This window comes from Legionella longbeachae (assembly GCF_004283175.1).
GTDB classification, from domain to species: Bacteria; Pseudomonadota; Gammaproteobacteria; order Legionellales; family Legionellaceae; genus Legionella; species Legionella longbeachae.
This window is the reverse complement of record NZ_RXNW01000004.1, coordinates 59877-79968: the sequence shown is the minus strand read 5'-3', so window position 1 is coordinate 79968 and position 20092 is coordinate 59877. Positions and strand designations below refer to the sequence as shown.

Genomic DNA, 20092 nt, shown 5'->3' with positions numbered 1-20092 from the left:
CAGGAGCAATAAATGAATATCGCATTGGCAACACGCGTGCAAAAAGTTAAACCTTCTCCCACTTTGGCTGTAGCTGCAAAAGCAATCCAAATGCGTGCACAAGGGCATGATGTGATTAACTTAGGTACTGGAGAGCCTGATTTTGATACGCCAGATTACATCAAAGAAGCAGCAATCCTGGCCATCCAACAAGGTTATACTAAGTATACAGCGGTAGACGGAATACCTGAATTAAAAGAGGCGATTAAAAATAAATTTAAGAAAGATAATGGGCTTGATTATCAGCTGAATCAAATTTTAGTCTCTGTAGGCGGAAAGCAAAGTTGCTATAATCTATGCCAGGCATTGTTAAATTCCGGCGACGAAGTCATCATTCCGGCTCCTTACTGGGTTTCTTATCCAGATATGGTCTTGCTTGCTGATGCAACGCCCGTGTTTATTTCAACCACTCCAGCCCAACGATATAAATTTAATGCCCAGCAATTAGAAAAAGCTATTACCCCGAAAACACGACTCATCTTTTTAAATAGCCCATCCAATCCTTCAGGAGTAGCCTACACATTGGAAGAGTTAAAGGCATTGGCTGAGGTATTGAAAAAGCACCCCCAGATTGTTATTGCCACAGATGACATGTACGAGCATATTCTATGGAGCCAACCTTTTGCGAATATCCTTAATGCATGCCCCGAATTATACGAAAGAACCATCGTATTAAATGGGGTATCCAAAGCGTATGCGATGACCGGATGGCGCATAGGCTATGCCGCAGGTCCAGCCTCCCTAATCAATGCGATGAAAACCATTCAATCTCAATCGACCTCAAACCCTTGTTCTATTGCGCAAAGGGCCGCAGTAGCTGCATTAAAGGGCGGTCATGAAAGTGTTTTAGAAATGGTAAAAGCATTTCACCAAAGACATGACTTTGTCGCTTCACGATTACAGGACATCCCTGGCATCGAGGTAATCCCCGCTGATGGAACTTTTTATATTTTCCCCAGTGTACAAGCCATTATTGAAAAACGTGGTTATGCCAACGATCTCGAATTTTCAGAAAAACTGTTAACTGAAGCAGGAGTAGCTTTAGTCCCAGGGTCTGCTTTCGGCAACGAAGGTTGCATTCGGCTTTCATTTGCAACCAGCATGGAAACGCTCCAAGATGCGTTAAACCGCCTTCAAAATTTTTGTAAATAAAACTCTAAATTCTCTCCTCGCTACGGGTAGGTGAGGAGAATTACCGTTTTAATCATGGATCAAAAATTCTAAATTCAACGCAAATTTAAAAAATTATTATTAAATCTACTTGACCTCAAACCAGAATCGTTTTAAGATTCGGCCTCATTCCCCGGTAGCTCAGTCGGTAGAGCGGATGACTGTTAATCATTAGGTCACAAGTTCGAGTCTTGTCCGGGGAGCCAATCCCAGTCTGGGTTTTGGCATCTTAATTCGATAACTTTTCATATCAATTTTAAAAAACGTTCCTCTAAACGTTCCTTTCGATCTCTTGCTAGGAACAAATTAGCCTATAATTTGAGTGCTAAATCATCTTATATATAAATTAGAACTATATGGAGACCCTATCATGATGGATGAAATCGAGAAAGAACACTTTAAAGAACAATTGGAACAAAAGGGCTTAAGTACCGTTGAAGAGGGATTAGCTCAAGGAATATATGGTGATGCCAAAGGAAAAAGAGCTATTGCTGAAAATTGGGTCAAAACGAAGAAACAAGAACAAAACATATCTCATAAACAACAAGCTCTAAGTTTGCAACAGGAATCAAACAAAATCGCTCGACTTGCACTATGGATTTCTGGTGTAGCATTGTTAGTTTCAATTTTAGTTGCGATATTTAAATAATCAATTAGAACAATTCCTAACAGAGCGAAAAAATAAAATGTTTTTAAGCTTTCACTTTTAGCACCTTTTTCACTAATCAACATCCATCAATGAGTACTTAATTGACACAATGGGTAATTAATTTTAACACCCTACAGGGATGAGCAAAATAAAGTCATTTATAAAAACCCAGAATATAATCACCAAATCAGTTAAAACCAAATAAACAATAATGAAGGTAAGAAAATGAAAACTATTGTTTTTATTACTATGTTAATTTTGTCAAATCTTGTATTGGCATCATCTGTCGATTCTTGCCTTGAAAAGGGTAATCAAGCCCTGCATATAGCTGAAGGAGGATATGGTGGAACACCTCAATCAGTTACTGAATGCATGATTATTGCTGTAGATTTTTCAAAATTATGCCAAATAAAATTAAGCGCAATGACCGAAGCAGGTAGACATGCTGCTATGCAAGGTGGAGGACGTATCTCTGATAGCTGGATAACGCAAGAGGCAAAACGTATATCAAATTGCTAATGCAGTACAAACCAAAGAACATGTGAGTCTCTACATCGTACACATAAAATTCGCGAATGGATTTAGTAGAGTGATAGTTAACAAGGGGCAATGTAATTGAACTTAAGGTCTTATATGAAAAAATTGAATACATGAAATTTTCACAGAATACAAAATCAACCCCAACCAAATGCTTTTAATTTGAACAAACGATAGTATAATGCTCACTTTTTAACCTTGGTGAGCTTATATGAGCAATTTTAAGAACATGACGGAACAAAAATTGCCATTTCATCATAAATATGAAACAGGTGATTATATAAGTATTGGATTATTCTTTGGCCTTATAATGCTTATTGCGTTTGTAGAAATTATAATAATAAGGCTAGAGAAATATGGATATTATAAATTATTAAAGCAATATTCTTTATATATTTTAATTGGTTCTATTACTTTTCTTACAATCTATGTATATGCATTTGAATACGAATATTTTCGCGCTCTAATGGGTATGGCGTTTTCAATAGCCATAGTTGTTTTGATTGATGTAGAAGGAAAAGAGGGTGGAGTATATGCCAAGATTAGAAAAAAAATTATTAGTGCTAGTATTTTTCTTAGTATCTGGTCATTAGTAGCGCTTGGAGTATACATTTTTGCCCAATATTATTCTTGGAATTCAGTTTTTATAGGATGCGCAGTTACATTAATGATGTATTGCTTCGCTAGTTACATAGCGAATAAAGTTGCAGCTAAAGTTTATGAGGACTTCCAATATAAAATTAAGAACATTGACAGAAATGTTGATCGACTAAGAGAGGATCTACAGGAGTGCAGACATCACAGTTGTTCCGAATATAACTACTGTTGTAAAGAACGATTAAATGGAATTGAGGATAAATTAGACACTATCAAATATTCTCTCAATTCACCTGAAGATCCATTTGCGAGGATAGATTAATGCATGTAGATTTAAAAAAATGTTTAAGCGTTCTCTGTATATTGCTGCATCTGTTTTTACTGTATGTGTTTCTGCCAAATCACTAACAATTAATGATGAAATCACTGTAACAAAGGAACACAGCTCTAGCATTAAAAAATTACAAGCCTATGATTCGCCCAGATTATCAAGGCTTAAAAAAGAAGATGCAATTTTATGGATTTATAACCCAGCCACTAAAAAATTAGAGCAAGAAAAGCACTGAGGATATTTAGCTTTTCAGCAATAGGGAAAAAGTTATGATTATGATCCTGAATCTAATCCTTTAAATATGCCCCAGACTGTAAGTGCTAAATAAAAATATACTAATAATGTGATCATATTGTCCTCCGCTATAATGCCTAAATTATAGCCAGGAGGATTTGCTATAACAATATATTCATATCGCTATTTCTTATTGATGATGTGATATTCTGATATAAAGACGCTGGAATAAGAAAATGATCATGACTCAACTCAAGAAAGGTAGACCTAGCACTTATAGTGCCGAATTGGCAAAGGAGATTTGCGATACTATCTCCTCCTCAAGTAAGGGAACTAAAACTTTATGCAAAGAGAACTCCCATTGGCCGAGCCAAGCTACTTTATTTACGTGGCTTAAAAATAATGAGGACTTTTCAGAGCAATACGCGCAAGCAAAAAGATGTCAAATTGAGTTATTGGTTGATGAAATATTAGAAATTGCTGATGACTCATCTAAAGACAGGGTAGTTAATGAACAAGGAGTACCTGTATTTAGTAATAATGTAGTAACCAGGGCAAAACTACAAATCGATACGCGCAAATGGCTCGCTTGTAAATTGTTACCTAAAGTTTATGGCAATAGGATTGAAAGTACTCATGCTTTATCCGATACAAACCAAAAGGAAATGACTTTGCTTCTCAATAACGTAGCAGCTCTTGAAGCCCAATTTGAAAAGGATTATTAAATCTTAGATTGAATGTTTTTATTCAATTGTTATTGTGAATAAGAACAACAATTAGTGTTGTCAGCATTAAAACAAGAAGCTAGTATAATTATCTTGATACAGTCGCAACAGGGATAACTTTTTGGCGCACGGACAAAGCAGCTAACAAAATAGTTCTTAATGAAAAACTTCCTGAGCTTACCTGGGATATGGTTTTTTTATTACTTGAAATCCAGTTTAAATCAAATGTATTTGCTACTTGTGGTTTAGAGAATAAAGAAAATTAAAACGAGAAGAATTCAGTCAAATATCGTACCAGCTAATTTATATCAAATCATTCTCTTCATTATCTAATGAGAAGAAAGCCTTCAAAGTGAATTCCATCGCTACGGATCACATGAACAATGGATCTTTCATGAATCTACAGTCAACAGTAATATTACTGTTTTAGTAAATGCCTGTCTGCAATCTTAATAAACAATCATATTGTTGTTTAGGGGACAAGCCGCTATTATACAATAGCATTATCTTTAACTACTCCCACACCATAGCTGCCATCTTAAAGAGAATAGCAACCAGTAAGCAATGCAGGCATTTTGGCATAAAATTTTATGGGGGTATGCCCCGCAAACGAGCTACCCTTGTTAGAAGTATTGGAGCCTCGCCTGTGGTGAGTTCGATAATTTTTTAAAATTTTAAGAATCATAAATTTTTCAGTAAATTTCCAGGGAAAATTCGTATAAAAATTCTTATTTCATCGTGTAAAACAGAGTCTCTATTGATCATGAAGCACATATAAGAATGCTGAACATTTAACCAAACAAATTAAAATCAAAATAAATGTCTTGATCATTATTTTCATCATAGGTGTTATACTTCCTGTAGTACTAAAGTATTTCAGAATATAGGTTTAGAGCATTTTGAAAAAATGGTCATTAAAAATTATAAAAATTTCAATGACCAAGAAGCGTTATCTTTTTTGTTTTAACCAAAATCTTTGTATGTCTCTTTAGCTAAAAAAGCTACTATTCCAAAATTTCTTCTCTCTATCGTAACTTTGGCGGCCTCAAGACGCTTTCTGAAATTTGTCTTACTTACAGGCTTAAAACCATCATCATCACAAAACATTCTGTATTCCTCATAAAGAGTTTTATACTGAATAAAATTATTGGGACTAGATTTATAATTATTTTCATACAAAAATGTTTTTACACTATCCGAGTCTAGCGCATATTGGTCTCTAATTTTTCTAATTGTATCACTTTCAGTGAAATTTCCTTGGCATAAAAGTCTTTTCATGCCTTCTAAAACCCAATTGAAAACTCCTGCCAACTCAGTAGCAATTATTTTCTGTGCCAAGCGTTTATCCTGATTAGCTTCTGCAATAGTTACCTCAAATGGAACAATTAGAAAACGTCTAAAATAAGCCTCTGTCTGCTCAACGTCTTTAGGTAGCTCGTTACAATTAAAAATTAATTTGGCGTATTTTTTGAGAGTAAATGGTCGGCCATACGGCATTCTTGCTTCTACAGGCTCATTACTTACCAGCTGTTTGAAAAATGAGGCTTCAAGCTTTCCATTAATCTCGCTAGAATAGTTTACAAGCTTGTTTGCAATCATGGCGCGATAATAGCCATTATTATCAGTAAGGCTTTGCATAGAATATGCAGAAGTATTTTCTTCCCCTAGCAAGCTTTTCACAATTTCATAAAAAACAGACTTTCCATTAGCACCAGTTCCATAAAGTACTAAAGTTTTTTCAAGTTTTAATGTAATAGAAGAAATAAAAATAGATCCTAAATATTCAGCAAGAACATCCTGCAATTTTTTGTCTGGCAATACCTCATTTAAATATTGGTGAAATAATGGAGCCTCTGCGTCCGGTTGATATTCAAAAGGAAGTTGGTATGTTAAGAAATCATTACGATCAAACTCCCTTAAACGAAACCCTCCTTGAGAGAACTCAAAAGTACCATTCATTAAATTAATACAAATATTTCCGTTATCTACTTCAGGTCTTGGCAACTGTGCTACAGCAAGAAACTGTTTATATAAATGATCTCTAAAATTAAAATATCTCGCCCTATACCTATCAACACCCATTTTCTCAGCTACACTTCCAAGAAATAACTTGAACTCACTCTCATCAAGCTGACTCCAGAATGCACCATTAAATAAGTAAATAAAATCAAGACTCTTACAAATTCCCCAATTATTGGCCATCGCAATATCTAATAAACTATCTATCACAGTGATTTGATAGTGATTATTTTTTAATGTTTCATTTTCATTAAGGGAAATATGCTCCCTAAAGTCAATAGATGGGATTTTCTTGAGGAGCCTTCCTAAAACCTCAGCATGTGGAGTTGGAGTGGGAAATATCTGACGTTTTATCTCTGCCAACACATCTTCCTTTGATGCTCCTTTATCCATAAGAAGTACAAAAAGATCATTAAAGTCTGTGGGTTTTAGTTTTGTCAGTTTCCCTTCCGGCATATCTAAAACACTAAAATCAGGAAGTACATAAGTGGTATTATTTACTTCAGCACATGTCTTTTTAGCTACTTTTTCACCAGAATATTTCAGTTTTTCATCTTCATGCCATCGATCATCATCAGCAGCAATAAGAAAATGAGGATAAGGGTACTTTTCGCGCAATACTTTTGCTACGGGAAGTATATTTCCACAATTAAAGGTAATGACAGTTGGATATCCAAGTGCTTCATAAAGTGTAGCGGCTGTACTATATCCCTCAGCAATTAACACCGTACGAGTTTGAGCAGTAATATCGCCCAAAATATAAAAAGCACCACTACGTTGAGCACCGGCCAGTGGCCTTTTTTGGTATCTACTTTGGGAAACATCAAAATAAATACGCTCAAGGTTAACAAGTTCGTTCGCTGCATTATAACAAGGTACCAATAGAGTACCTGAATAACATTGAGCATTTTTAGTATACTCATTTTCTTTATCTATAAGTTTTAAACCATAACTTTGGACCCTTTTCTTAGATAAATAACCTTCTTTAGTAGCATCCACCCCAATTGCAGAAGAGAAGACCTTTCTAGCTAATTGCGCACATTCTGCATATCGCTTTCTGGTATTTAAATCTTCCTGACGTTTCGCCTCTTTTAAGCGTTTATTATGGGCTTCCCATTCCGCTACTGAAATATCATGTTTGGACTTAGAGCAAAAGTCATCCTCAATTCCACAATGCCAACATTTAAAATATCCAGCCGCAACACCATTGGTAAAAATTTTGTACACTGCATCCTTTGAACCACCATGAGGGCATCTATAACGGTGAAACTCAGAAGCAAAGTTAATATTACCATCTAATGGATGCCCATTAGATGCTAAAAAATCATGAAACATTTGCTCTAGAGTAATTAAGTCTTGTGAAGTATTCATAGTAACCCTCCATTGGATAAAAACCTCTGGTGCAATTTTGTTACCACTGGAAGGTATGTAGTTTTAAGGTTAAAATCCTTATCGAACGGTGTTCTACTTATATTAATTAGTACTTTGGTATTTGAAAAAAGACTAAGAAGCCGTTTTGCGTCATAGGTCATCGCCGCAAACGATGACCTGTTATTTAATTTATTCATTACCTTATCTCCTGTGCAGCAATTGCACGATCTTGGAACCATTGATCTACTGCTTCAAGACTCCAGCCTACTGAATTCTTCCCCAACCGAATTTTAGGAGGAAACTTGCCAGCCTTTATCCATCGATCTATAGTGCTACGACTAATGTTGTCATCAAATCGTTTTCTAAGCCCTCGCCAACGAATTACTCCTTTAGATTTAATTTGAGTCATTTCAATCTCCTCATTGTTATTTATGACACCTTAGGAGTATCTTGAATTTTTAACTTAAAGTCACAGAACATAGTTTTTAGGGGTTTAAAACTGTATTCCGCAGACATATCATTTCATTTACCTTAAATGCGATCATGGCGAAATATTATGGCTCCACAACGTCTCTAGGTTTTTTTAGGCGAGATTCCAACTGGCAAAACTATCTTCATGGATGATTTGAGAAGCATATTTCCCTAAAGTTTCATTACTCTCCGGTAACTTAATGCCAATTTCATTCGAAATAGCTTTTATACTGAGCAAAAAATCATAAAAAACTCCAGAATATGGCTTATTTCCGTACTCACCGCCCATACTGTCGTAAATACAATCTGGCTTTTTACCTGTCATTTCATAAAAAATACCAGCAAGTCTGCGTATATGATGTTTTGCGTCTGAACGTGGATATCTTTTCCTCTTTCTTATTGCTGTACTAAGGTTCTGCAAATGTGTGGTAAGTTCCACAATGCATTTTTGTTTATAAGTAATTTTTTCTGCTATATCGAGGCTATTTTTAGTAAAAGAAGATAATTTTTCCAATCGACTTAAAGATGCTACTTCTGAATCAAGTTCTTTCTTTAAAAGAGCTAAATCATCTCCTAAGTCCAGAAACACTTTACTAAGAGCATGATTCCTCTCCACTTGCTTGCTATGCTCAAGTAAATTACCCAATAAATCAAAATTTGAGCCAGGACTAAATTTATCTCTAACTGCATATACTCTTGCATTTGCTTGTGCTTCTACATCAGCATTAATACTTTTCATGATAAGCAATGTCCCTTATTTACAAATTAGCCACAACCATAAGCATCTTTACACCATTTCTTTATCATCACTTAATTCAAGAGTGACAACTAATGAGGTATCACTATAAATAATTTCTTGTAATTTATTTGCCCACGTTTCTAGTGCAGATCGTTTCTCATTATCATAACTATGGCGATCGTAGACTGCTGTAATACTTTGTTCGGAATGATTAAGAATTTTGCTTACCACCAAACGAAGAATACCTATAGACGTCATGTGAGAAGCAGCTGTTCTTCTAAGATCGTGAGGCGTCCATGGTTTTATTCCCTCAAAAATGCTGCGCTTAACCGCTTTATCAATAGAACTATCAGTAATATGTGCATTTTTATGCTTTGCTGGAAACAAATAGCGTGAATTACCACTGAGAACTTTAACTTCATTTAATAGCTCGACTGCTAGCGAGCTAAGAGGTACACGATGTGCCTGTTTATTTTTAGCTTTACTTGCTGGAATCGTCCACCAACCAGAAGCAAAGTCTATTTCATCCCATTCTGCACTTATGAGCTCACCTTTTCTTTGTGCTGTAACTAGTTGAAGCTTTAAAACAAGCATAGTTTCCAAAGACATATGTAGATCATGGGATTGATTCACTTCATGTATATGGCTAAGAGCAAACCATAGTATTTTTATTTCTTCTTCAGATAATACGCGATCGCGCTTATTTTCTTTCGTAACAGGCCTAACACCACTACAAGGATTAGCTGTAAGTAAATCTCTTTCGATTGCAAAATTAAACATTTTTCTTATACATGCAAGCACTCGATTTGCTTGCACAGGAGCACCTCGCTCTTTAATTCCATCGAGTAATACAATTACCTCTCTTCTTGTAATCTCATTCGCTTTACGTTTACCCCAGAGAGGTTTAATATCACGCTTTAAACAACTTTCATCAGCTTTCCAAGAACGTTTATTAGGTTTAGCCCACTTCTCTATATACTCATCGATTAACGCATTTACAGTATATGCGTCACGGATAACTATTTTTTGTTTTCGCCTTTCCTCAGCAGGATCTTTACCTCTCTCGAGCACAACAAGTGCTGCTCTATGTAATTTCCTAGCCTCACCCAAAGAGCACGAGCTATATTTAGCCAATGTCATACGCCGTTTTCGACCTTGAAATGTATAAATATAAAAAAAACTTTTTTCCCCTGTCGGAAATATAGTTACACCAAAGCCATTGCCACTTTTTTCTCGTTGGTCATAACTCTTACTCTTGGGTTTCATACCTTGAATTTCTTTATCAGTCCACTTCTTCATTTTAAAACCTTCGATCCATACTTCTTGTGAATAAGGTGCATACAAAAAACCAAACTTTTTTAAATTACACCAGACTATAATCGATGAGGTGAAAAAAGTGAATTAACAATTTGATAATATTTTTGTTTATTTTTTGAATTATAATTTCCAAATGGTGAAAAAAGTGAAAAATGTGATCCTCTAAAAACATTTTATTTTTTTCTACATGTAAATATTCAAGCAATATCGGCATAAAAAATAAAAACAAAGAATTTATTGTGAATAATCCAGCCATTTTTGAACAATACAAAATTCATCATGCTTATGATGCAAAAACCGAAACATGGCTTTTCTCTGTGGTTGAGATTGTCCAAGTATTAACTCAACTACAAAATAATCAAATAGCAAGAAAGTATTGGAATAAATTAAAAGAACGTTTAAAAAAGGAAGGAAGTGAAACGGTGGCAAATTGTCACCAGTTGAAAATGATTGCTGAGGATGGAAAGTTACGTCTTACCAATGCTACTTACCGCAGATGATCCATTACGTCTAATTCAATCTATCCCAGCTCTAAATCAGAACCTATAAAGTTATGGCTTCAAAATAGGTTTATCAAGTAAAGGAAATAGTCATCTCAGAAACTTAAGCGATCATATGACTGAAGCAGAATTCATCTTTTCTGCATTTGGCGGAACTCTCTACCAGACAAATTGCTGAGACAATCAAGGTAATAGGATTAAATGAAAATAACGTAGCAAGCCCACAAGTGGTTATCTCAGATAATTTCCTTAAACCTATAAAATCATTACCCAAAGATAAAGAACACGAGATAAACCCAAACAGGCAAGTAAATCGTTACTTGTCGACTTTATCTTTTTTTAATAACTCACTCAAACTATTTTTTCCTGTTTCTTTAAGGACATCACTAAGCGTTGCCTCAGGATTATATCCTTTAAGAAAATTTTCGCCATACTCATGTTGTAGCGTTTTAACTTTCGTGTTCCCATTTTTTTTCCGTATTCTTCCATTTTTATCTTGAGAACGGTTATCTAATCCTTTTTTCATAATTTTTATTCCAAAAACAATAACTAACTATAAAAATTATAGTCTTAGTTATAGCTAAATGCTTAAACGTTCCTCCAAACGTTCCTCTAAAGTACTGGCAACTGGTGAATAACAATAATGTCTTATGAAGCATGAAATCAAGAAAAATCCCTATCTCATAAGCCTTTACAATAAAATTCATGAATAACGTTGCATGTCCCTGAATAATGAAGAACAATGCATTCTGCTCGACTGTTAATCATTAGGTCACAAGTTCGAGTCTTGTCCGGGGAGCCAATCCCAGTCTGGGTTTTGGCGAAAATCAATCAAACCTTAAATTTTACGTGTCGAATATGTGTCGAAGATTGGGATGAAATTCGGCAGCTAGTTTGTTACAAACTTAATTAGGTTCATCATATCATAAGATGAAGTATATGAATTCATATTTGCAACTACCTCTGGTTCCTCCTCAGAAAGTACTGATACTTATTCTCGATAATCTGATTTAAAATTTTGGCTGACCTTATTGCTTTAGCTATTTCTATTTTTTTATCAGTTGAATCCAACAGTCTGTAAAATCCTCCTCCCAGTGGTTTATTTTCATTTAAATCGCCCTCTAACTTTAGGAGGTGTTGGCGTGTTTTTTTATATAGCTCACAGGTTTTTTGATGTCCTTGAGGATGAAAGTCTTTTTGGTTTTGAGTAAACGTTTCTAGAGCACCACGAATTACTTTTGTAGAGTAGATAAAACTGTCTGATCTAATTGGTACTCGAATGTTTTCTTCATTGGTATAATTGTTTCTAACCCTTCTAACTTTAGATAAAGCATCTCTAATAGCTTTACAGATTTCGTCTCGCTGACCTCTGTTTGTTCCTGGATAATCGAAACTAAGATTAATATTAGGGTCTTCATATTGATATTTAATTGAAGTGATAAAACTTTCTTGAGCAATCACATGTAAAATTTTGCCATCAATTACTTCTGTTTCTCCATTATCGTAATTTATTGTATATGACCCATCTTTGTTGTCCTTTAATTGATTAATGTTGTTGAGGTTAAACGGATATAGGTAGTCCTCGGATGTTTCAATAGTTATTTGATCGTTTTTTCTCAATCGGATCATTTTTCTAAGATAGAACTCCAAATCATCTTCTTCTAAGTATCTTGCAATTTTAGAAATGGGGGGGTAATCATTCCCATAAAAAAATAGAGCATCAGATATACGAATAAGCTCCAGGAGAATTAACTTACTTTGTATATCTGGTTGATTTACAAATTCATCTGTTTTTTCGATAAAAAAATTATTATTTTTACCATCAATAACTAAATTCATATTTCCTATTCTATCATCAGGTCCCATGAAAGTATGAAGCGCCAAACCATTCTCAAATCTCATCCCATCTATATTTTCCGCCAATTTTTGGGCGAATCCATCATATTCATCAGTAATCAGGCCAACGTTACAGGCTAACAAATCTATACCTAAAACATGAGGGTTAGTTTTTTTAAATAGGACTATGTAATTAAACAATGAAGTTTTTGGAATGGCGCTTCAGTCAGGGCATTTATTTTTATTTCGTAGTCGTTGTGGCTCCAAACTAAAGGCTTTGTACTCCGAGGAGTTTGGTTTTACTTTATGGTACAGAAGATTGGAAAAAGGAAATTTATTTTCCCACGAAATACACAAGGGCATATTGAGTTAACAAAAGAGCATTTAAATTGGTTGATGGCGTCTAATAAATACACGTTTCATCCAGGAGAAGAACCTGCAATTTATCTCGATTTTCACGGTATGTGGCTGGATAATGGCCGCTTATGAGGTGTGTGAACCCATGAGGCAAGCTCTTCATGGAGAACTTGTTACATCAAACTATCTACAAGCCGATGAAACCACCATGCAAGTCATGGATGAACTGAATCGAAAAAATACCAGTACCAGTTATATGTGGGTCTATACTAACCACCAGCCTGATAAAAAAGTAATTCTTTTTGATTACCAGCAAACCTGCCAAGCTCAGTGGCCAAAACAAATTCTTAAGGATTTTAAGGGCTATTTGCAAACAGATGGATATAAAGGTTATGACTGGGTGGATGACCATCCGGATATTATCCATTTGGGTTGCTTCGCTCACGCCAGAAGGCCTTTTGCAAAGCTTGTGAACATTGCCAAAACTACTGGGAAATCGCATCAAGCTGTAGCTTATATTAAAAAACCCTACTTAATTGAACAGCATGCCCGTAATAACCACTACACGGTCGAGCAACGATATGAACTTCGTTTGCAACAAGCAAAACCTATCCTTGAGGAACTTAAAATATGGTTGGACAAAACCATCAAAACAACCTCTACCCAATCCGAACTGGGCAAGGCATTAGATTACATGCATCTTCGATGGGGCGAGTTGACTGCATATCTTTTGGATGGCTGCCTTGAGATTGTTAATAATCTCATAGAGAACCTCATTAGGCCCTTTGCTTTAGGGAGAAAATTTGGTTGATGGCTGGTAGCCCCAGAGGCGCTTATGCTGGAGCATTGTTTTATAGCCTCATTGCAACAGCTAAAGTTAATGGTCTTAATCCCTTTGATTATCTGAAAACCCTTTTTGAAAACATCCGCTCTTGCAAAGCAGTAGAGCATTTTAAAGCTCTGTTGCCGTTTAACCTAAACATCTCTAATTAATTTTCTCTTTCAATGCAACCCGTATTTAGCCGAACGTATACGAAGAAGATGATGTTGTCAAAACTTAGACGCCTCTTTACAAGAGGCGTGAACGGTTAATGGCGTCCACTTAAGTTGACGCCATTACGTGACTTTCAATTACCCATAAGTATTTTTTGAGTTTTGAACAAAACCCGTAAGAGCGGAGTACTCTTGGTTAATCATCATTGTATTAGAGGATTCATTTTGCAGACTTCGATTAAAAAAACGTACATTTTGACTTTCTATAACAGAAGATGTTTTTTCTACTACATTATATTTTTCTAATATTGTGACAATCTCTGTGAGGTCTTTTCGTTTGGCCCAACTCAAGGCGGTTTCCCCTTGATTATTCGCGTGCGTGACAAACTGAGCAGAGCAGTAATTACTGTTTAATAATAATTTGACAAGTTCGATACGACCTACTTTTGCAGCTATAATTAATGCGGTATTTCCATCATTATTTACGTGAGTTACTAGTTTTTTGCTGCAATGTTTGTGACTTAATAGTGTATTTAGAGTTTTCCTGTGGTTGTTAGATACAGCTACAATCAAGGCATTATCGCCCTTGTGATTTGCGTGATTAACAAATTCTGGGGAACAATATTTATTATCCAGTACTGCCTTGAGAACTTTAGCGCGGCCATTACTGGCTAACAAAATCAAAGCAGTGTCTCCATTATTATTTATGTGGGTCACAAATTCTTGGGTGCAGTGCTCGCTATTTAGTAGCGCATCGCCTATTTCTTTACGGCCTTTCTCAGCAGTCCAATGCAAAGCAGTCTCACCGTTGCTGTTCGCATGGGTCACAAGCGTTGAGGTGCAGTGTTTATTTTCTAGTAGAATTTTGATAATGGGTTTAATCGCTTTCTTTACTACCCAATGCAAAGCGGTATCTCCATTTTTATTGGTGTGGGCCACTAATTCTGCTATGCAATAAATGCTTTCCAGCAAAAGTTTCATAATATCTGTATAACCTCTCTGTGCTGCTTCAATTAAGGCATTGTTTCCCTCTTCATTCGCATAAGCCACAAATTCGGGGCTGCAGAATGGGCTATTTAGCAATGTTTTAACCAGGTCTATATTTCCGAGGTTTACAGCTTTCAGCAAAGTGGTGGTTTTATTGTGGTATGGCGTAGAAGTTACCAATTCAGCAGTGCAATATTTGCTCTCTAATAATGATATAGCAATCTCTGTATGACCTTCGATTATAGCTAGGAGCAAGGCGTTTTTTTCATCACTGTTCGTATGAGCTACAAATTCGGGGCTGCAGTATCGGCTATTCAGCAATGCTTTAACAAGGTCTATATTTCCGCGCCTTACAGCTTCAATCAAAGTAGTGGTTTTATAGTAGCCTGACGCAAAAACCAATTCAGCAGTACAATATTTGCTCTCTAATAATGCTTTAGCAATCTCTGTATGGCGTAAGCTTATAGCCACGAACAAGGCGTTCGTATTATCGCTATTTTCAAAAGCCACAAATTCGGGGCTGCAGTATCCGCTATTCAGCAATGTTTTAACAAGGTCTATATTTCCGCACCTTACAGCTTCAATCAAAGTAGTGGTTTTATAGTAGCCTGACACAGAAGTTACCAATTCAGCAGTACAATATTTGCTCTCTAATAATGCTTTAGCAATCTCTGCATGGCCTAAGCTTATAGCTAAGAGCAAGGCATTTACATTATTGCTATTTGCATAAGCCACATATTCGGGGCTGCAGTATGGGCTCTCTAGCAATGCCTTAACAATCCTTGCATGACCTTTTTCTACAGCTATGATCAAGGCGTTTTTTTCATCACTGTTCGTATGAGCTACAAATTTTGAGCTGCAGTATCGGCTATTCAGCAATGCTTTAACAAGGTCTATATTTCCGCGCCTTACAGCTTCAATCAAAGTAGTGGTTTTATAGTAGCCTGACGCAGAAGTTACCAATTCAGCAGTACAATATTTGCTCTCTAATAATGCTTTAGCAATCTCTGTATGGCCTAAGCTTATAGCCACGACCAAGGCGTTTATATTATCGCTATTTTCATAAGCCAAAAATTCGGGGCTGCAGAATGGCCTATTTAGCAATGTTTTAACCAGGTCTATATTTCCGAGGTTTACAGCCTCCAGCAAAGTAGTGGTTTTATTGTGGTATGGCGTAGAAGTTACCAATTCAGCAGTACAATATTTGCTCTCTAATAATGATTTAGCAATCTCTGTATGACCTAAGCTTATAGCTAAGAGCAAGGCGTTTACATTATTGCTATTTGCATAAGCCACATATTCGGGGCTGCAGTATGGGCTCTCTAGCAATGCCTTAACAATCCTTGCATGACCTTTTTCTACAGCTATGATCAAGGCATTTTTTTCATCACTGTTCGTATGAGCTACAAATTTTGAGCTGCAGTATCGGCTATTCAGCAATGCTTTAACAAGGTCTATATTTCCGCGCCTTACAGCTTCAATCAAAGTAGTGATTTTATTGTGGTATGGCGTAGAAGTTACCAATTCAGCAGTACAATATTTGCTCTCTAATAATGCTATAGCAATCTCTGTCGCACCTCGTCGTGTTGCTAACGTTAATAGGGTATTTCCTTGATTATCCTTCTGTGACAGCAATTTTGATGTACAGCATTTATTATTCACAAGTAAAGAAACCATATTGATTTGCTGTTCTTTCAATGCATAAAAAAGCAATGGTTCCTTTATTCTTCCTGAAAAGTCATTCAATTCTTGGCCGAGATCGAAGCCTTCGGGCAGCGAGTTTAGTAGGCGCTCGAAAACCACAGTATCGTTCGATGTGATGCATTGATACAGAAGATGAATATTAAACGATCGGTTATAGCGAATGCTTTGCTGTATCTCCCCTTGAACGACGTAGGCATATTTTCTTTGTAACGCTGTTTGTTCTGTATTTCCCTGAATACTGGCCTGATAACTTACTTGCAGTCCTTGTTTTTTGTATAACAGCTCTTGAACGATACGCTGCGCAAATTCGGCTAACTCCTGCTGTGCTAACTTGGGTTTTTTTTGCATTTTATAGGTGCTTACCTGCACTATATGGGGGTCATGCATCAAGTAAGGCTGCATAAAAAGCCGTACTTGCAGGCTATCTTGTCTTTTGAGTTCTTGATTTTTTGCAAAGGCCTGCGGGTCTTGCCGTAAGGCAGTGATAACAGGCGCTAATTTATGTTGGTCCTCAGGACTCATTCCCTCTTGCCAGGGTTGGAGGAAGTTATGATAACGTCCATGAAAACTGGAGAAATAGCACAACGTATCGACGTGTTCTTGAGCAATAAAAATTTGATACAGATGAGCGCCTAAGTCTTTTTGATGCTGTTCATACACATCGATGAATTCTTGGATGCGGACACTTTGGATGTTAAGGTAACGAAGCAACATGTTAAAGGCACTCACCAGCACTTTTTTATCATTATTTGTTGCAGTGCTATTCGTATAAAAGTACTCAAAACTCGAGGACGTGGGATGATTGTAATTAGCAAACACACTAAAATTACACGATAAGCCTTTCTCTTGGTAGTCTGCGGAGTAGTTATTTAGCTCTTGCCTGGACACATTTTGCTTTCTACATTGTTCTTGTAAAAATGCTTCCACATCGTTAAGGCCTGCAAAGACATCATCAAAGGTTCGTAAACTGCGGATGTCAGCACACACCAATGTACTGCGCACCTTAGAAATCAAATCATAGAAAAAGCCAATGTGGGCATTGGTTGCATGGTATAAAACGATGTGGTTGGGATGGTTTGCTTCTGCTTCGATAATTTGTATCAGTTTTTCTTGGTATTGGACATCGGTGGCCATGGGGGACGAACGCATTTTTTCAGCAAAAAATTGCGGCACCAAATGTGCGGCACTGCGTTCATTAGTCTCTAATAAGCCTTGAAGATGGGCAATACTTTGTGATGGGTAGGGAGAGGTCGGCGGGGTAGTGTTTTCTTTTGCTTTATTTTTTATCTCTTGGTTTAATAACACAGAAGAACGCACCGTATTTTTTAGCACACAGTGCTGCTCTGCTGCAGGATCTGGGTACACCCGTTCTTCAACCGATTGGTTGCCATAGAATACCGTGCGTACTTTGATGGCGGGGATATGAGGTTGTTGAGGTTCTAAAAGGATAGGGTTTTGGTATCGAGGAGGGCTGTTTTGACTGAGCGCTGCATACGCGTTTGCATGCGAACGGGTTCTGTGCGGAAACGAAACTAAAGCATCGTTCTTCGTCATGAGATGCTGTAAGTGGTTTGTTACCGGAGCTTGCTGGAGCATCTTAGCCAGCGGTGGAAATAAGGAAATGCGGTGTTTGTCTCCTGTTTCAGGAGAGGTATAGTCGACCTGAAGTGTTTCTTGGTGTTCTTCGTGGATGTAGTTCCTGTCGTGTAAGGCAGTAAGAAGTGCTGCCACAGGGACCCACTGAAAATCGGTGTATTCTTGCGCCTGGGTTGTCTCTTTTTGTACGGCATCAGCAATATCGTGACTGGGTATATAACTTTTCTGGGCAAGAAACATGCGGTGGGTATGCCCTTTTTGCTCGTGTTGGGTGATAAGGTCATGAGAGGGGTATTGCTCCAGTTGCGCAGGAGAATACTGAATTTTACCCCCAGTTTCCTCCGCACACTCGCGTGCAGCCGTTACCATGAGCGTGCCATCCTCTATCTCGCTTTTTCCGCCCAAATCCCCATACCATTGGTGGCGAATGCGTTGGCCTAATAACGCACAAGGAATGCCTTGCACTTCACTCAAGACTAAAATACTGGCGGAGCTGCGTTCTTTATTCGCCTTAAGACTGGTAAACGCCTTGGCATAAGGGTGCGGGGTCTTATGCAGACGAATTTCTAAATCATAAAGCCTTGCTGCAAGCAGCTGCTGCAGTTCTTCTACGTGCTCAATATTAAGCACCTGTGCTAAGTGACTAAGCGTTGTAAAAAGAGAATTCACCTGTGGCAATAACGCTTCATGTTGCTGTTTTAGGTCTTCTTGAGTGAGTCCTTGGTACACTGCAGCCGCATCTTTGTTCCTGCTCGAGTCCCGTAAAGTCTCAAGCTCGCTCATATAATACGCTGACCACGAAGAGCCTTCCTGTTTTAACCCTTGAGTGGCCCTATAACGTAACGCACCGCCATTGTCGATACGATAGAGCCTGTTGTTTTGGTCTAAAATGACGTTCTTAAAGTCACCTACAGCAATATCCCAATTGGCCAATAAAGCATCGACTAAGAAATGGCGGGCCAGTTCCTTGTGCATGAATATTTTGTCTTGCTTCTTAGCGGCGCAAATGAATTGAGCCAAGCGATAAACGCCATTGCGCGGGATATCATAGTCTTCCAAACAGGCAGGTATGGCAGTGATAATCGCAAAATCAGGCACCGCGCACCCCGCGGCTTGGTACAGTGCATCGGAAATAAGCTCTTCGTGTAAGTGGTTTACATCCGAATGCGCTTTAAAGGTGTACTGCCTCCCCGTAGTGCGCTCTTGCACTCGATAAACACCACCAGAACCCCCATCCAGGTGCTCTATAAATTCCAGTGCGGATAAATCTGCAGGAAATGGGGTGGCATTGGCCGCGTTGGATACAAAAATCGGGGCGTACGAAACACTATGAGTTTCTACCGCTTCGATAGTTAATGTGTTTTTGAGGTCGCACAGGCTTTGCTGTATCGCTTCTAAATTGCGGCTTTCATCATCCAAAGCAAAAACGTGTCTTGCAAGCGTTTTGTGGCTTAAACCCTGTTGTTCCAACGTAAATGCATCCAGTGTCTTTAGTGTGTGCAACAAAGAGGCAGCCGCTATGCCCTTAGTGCTCCTTATGTGCTGCTCAGGAGCATAAAAAACACCGTCTGCATAACTAAAATCCTGAACGTCAAAGTGCGTGGCAGCAAGCAGCTTGGTCACCAGAGTAAAGGATAGGCCTAGAGTGGTCAGTTGGTGTTGGGTCTGTTTCCTATATTGAGCATTTCTTGCCGTCAAACCCACACAAATCACACCCTGATTTTGCAAGCTCTGAAGCAATTGAGGTAATTTGGGATGCGTCAACATAGGGGCTTGGGTATATTTTTCACCTTTCTTACACCACAAAAGCGTTTGGTCTAAATCCAGTAAAATAATATCACCGGGAACAAAGGAGCTTTTTGCTAAAATAGCATAAGCACTTTGGAGCGCGTTGTTGGGGTTTGATTTTGAAAACATGAT

At 37.5% G+C, this 20092-nt stretch carries 18 protein-coding genes and 1 tRNA gene; 12 read left to right on the top strand and 7 right to left on the bottom strand.

All coding sequences use genetic code 11. From position 1 onward, the window contains the following. The first annotated feature begins 12 nt into the window (after nucleotides 1–12). The 7 genes from EKG34_RS05060 (at nucleotide 13) to EKG34_RS05030 (ending at nucleotide 4282) form a co-directional block, all read left to right on the top strand. A complete protein-coding gene (locus EKG34_RS05060; RefSeq protein WP_003634054.1) occupies nucleotides 13–1191 on the top strand; it encodes a pyridoxal phosphate-dependent aminotransferase in 1179 nt (392 codons plus the stop codon). Nucleotides 1192–1339: 148 nt separating this feature from the next. Next, a tRNA-Asn gene (locus EKG34_RS05055) sits at nucleotides 1340–1415 on the top strand. 164 nt (nucleotides 1416–1579) lie between these two features. Beyond that, a complete protein-coding gene (locus EKG34_RS05050) occupies nucleotides 1580–1858 on the top strand; it encodes a hypothetical protein (RefSeq protein WP_080619859.1) in 279 nt (92 codons plus the stop codon). Between the two features lie 225 nt (nucleotides 1859–2083). Beyond that, entirely contained in the window at nucleotides 2084–2377 is a 294-nt protein-coding gene (locus EKG34_RS05045) for a hypothetical protein (protein WP_080619858.1), read from the top strand. A gap of 229 nt (nucleotides 2378–2606) precedes the next feature. Next, on the top strand, nucleotides 2607–3314 hold the full coding sequence (locus EKG34_RS05040) for a hypothetical protein (RefSeq protein WP_080619857.1): 708 nt from the start codon (nucleotides 2607–2609) through the stop codon (nucleotides 3312–3314). 19 nt (nucleotides 3315–3333) lie between these two features. Next, nucleotides 3334–3558 carry a hypothetical protein gene (locus EKG34_RS05035; protein WP_080619856.1) on the top strand — a complete coding sequence of 75 codons (225 nt, stop codon included), beginning with the start codon at nucleotides 3334–3336 and terminating at the stop codon, nucleotides 3556–3558. A 241-nt stretch (nucleotides 3559–3799) separates the two neighbouring features. Continuing rightward, on the top strand, nucleotides 3800–4282 hold the full coding sequence (locus tag EKG34_RS05030; RefSeq protein WP_105166101.1) for a terminase small subunit-like protein: 483 nt from the start codon (nucleotides 3800–3802) through the stop codon (nucleotides 4280–4282). A gap of 963 nt (nucleotides 4283–5245) precedes the next feature. On the opposite strand, the gene EKG34_RS18385 is transcribed toward EKG34_RS05030, so the two are convergent. From EKG34_RS18385 to EKG34_RS05010, 4 genes are all read right to left on the bottom strand, one after another. After that, nucleotides 5246–7636: a phage/plasmid primase, P4 family gene (locus EKG34_RS18385; protein ID WP_207222375.1), complete on the bottom strand. Its 2391-nt coding sequence runs from the start codon at nucleotides 7634–7636 to the stop codon at nucleotides 5246–5248. 232 nt (nucleotides 7637–7868) lie between these two features. After that, nucleotides 7869–8081 carry a helix-turn-helix transcriptional regulator gene (locus EKG34_RS05020; RefSeq protein WP_080619852.1) on the bottom strand — a complete coding sequence of 71 codons (213 nt, stop codon included), beginning with the start codon at nucleotides 8079–8081 and terminating at the stop codon, nucleotides 7869–7871. 174 nt (nucleotides 8082–8255) lie between these two features. Next, on the bottom strand, nucleotides 8256–8882 hold the full coding sequence (locus EKG34_RS05015) for a hypothetical protein (RefSeq protein WP_080619851.1): 627 nt from the start codon (nucleotides 8880–8882) through the stop codon (nucleotides 8256–8258). 48 nt (nucleotides 8883–8930) lie between these two features. After that, on the bottom strand, nucleotides 8931–10181 hold the full coding sequence (locus EKG34_RS05010) for a tyrosine-type recombinase/integrase (RefSeq protein WP_080619850.1): 1251 nt from the start codon (nucleotides 10179–10181) through the stop codon (nucleotides 8931–8933). A gap of 257 nt (nucleotides 10182–10438) precedes the next feature. On the opposite strand from EKG34_RS05010, the gene EKG34_RS05005 reads away from it, so the two are divergent. Beyond that, nucleotides 10439–10699 carry a hypothetical protein gene (locus EKG34_RS05005; protein ID WP_105166058.1) on the top strand — a complete coding sequence of 87 codons (261 nt, stop codon included), beginning with the start codon at nucleotides 10439–10441 and terminating at the stop codon, nucleotides 10697–10699. 316 nt (nucleotides 10700–11015) lie between these two features. Here the strand turns inward: EKG34_RS05005 and EKG34_RS05000 are convergent, their stop codons facing one another. Beyond that, complete coding sequence (locus tag EKG34_RS05000) at nucleotides 11016–11225, bottom strand: hypothetical protein (RefSeq protein WP_080619848.1); 210 nt, start codon at nucleotides 11223–11225, stop codon at nucleotides 11016–11018. 431 nt (nucleotides 11226–11656) lie between these two features. Then, nucleotides 11657–12679 (bottom strand): hypothetical protein, encoded by a 1023-nt coding sequence (locus EKG34_RS04995; protein WP_041819201.1) that lies wholly within the window; start codon nucleotides 12677–12679, stop codon nucleotides 11657–11659. Nucleotides 12680–12749: 70 nt separating this feature from the next. Between EKG34_RS04995 and tnpB the strand changes: the two genes are divergently transcribed. From tnpB to EKG34_RS04980, 4 genes are read left to right on the top strand one after another with little or no spacing between them, the layout of a single operon-like run. After that, complete coding sequence (gene tnpB, locus EKG34_RS18955; protein ID WP_080619847.1) at nucleotides 12750–12908, top strand: IS66 family insertion sequence element accessory protein TnpB; 159 nt, start codon at nucleotides 12750–12752, stop codon at nucleotides 12906–12908. After that, nucleotides 12842–13024, top strand: coding sequence for a hypothetical protein (locus EKG34_RS18165; RefSeq protein WP_041819204.1), 183 nt, complete (start codon nucleotides 12842–12844; stop codon nucleotides 13022–13024). Before tnpB ends, EKG34_RS18165 begins: the two co-directional genes overlap by 67 nt. Next, complete coding sequence (tnpC, locus tag EKG34_RS04985; RefSeq protein WP_049775003.1) at nucleotides 13011–13703, top strand: IS66 family transposase; 693 nt, start codon at nucleotides 13011–13013, stop codon at nucleotides 13701–13703. The genes EKG34_RS18165 and tnpC overlap by 14 nt, the downstream gene beginning before the upstream one ends. Beyond that, on the top strand, nucleotides 13703–13885 hold the full coding sequence (locus EKG34_RS04980; RefSeq protein ID WP_049775004.1) for a transposase domain-containing protein: 183 nt from the start codon (nucleotides 13703–13705) through the stop codon (nucleotides 13883–13885). The genes tnpC and EKG34_RS04980 overlap by 1 nt, the downstream gene beginning before the upstream one ends. A gap of 138 nt (nucleotides 13886–14023) precedes the next feature. On the opposite strand, the gene EKG34_RS04975 is transcribed toward EKG34_RS04980, so the two are convergent. Beyond that, nucleotides 14024–20089, bottom strand: coding sequence for an ankyrin repeat domain-containing protein (locus tag EKG34_RS04975; protein ID WP_012979538.1), 6066 nt, complete (start codon nucleotides 20087–20089; stop codon nucleotides 14024–14026). Nucleotides 20090–20092 lie beyond the last annotated feature (3 nt).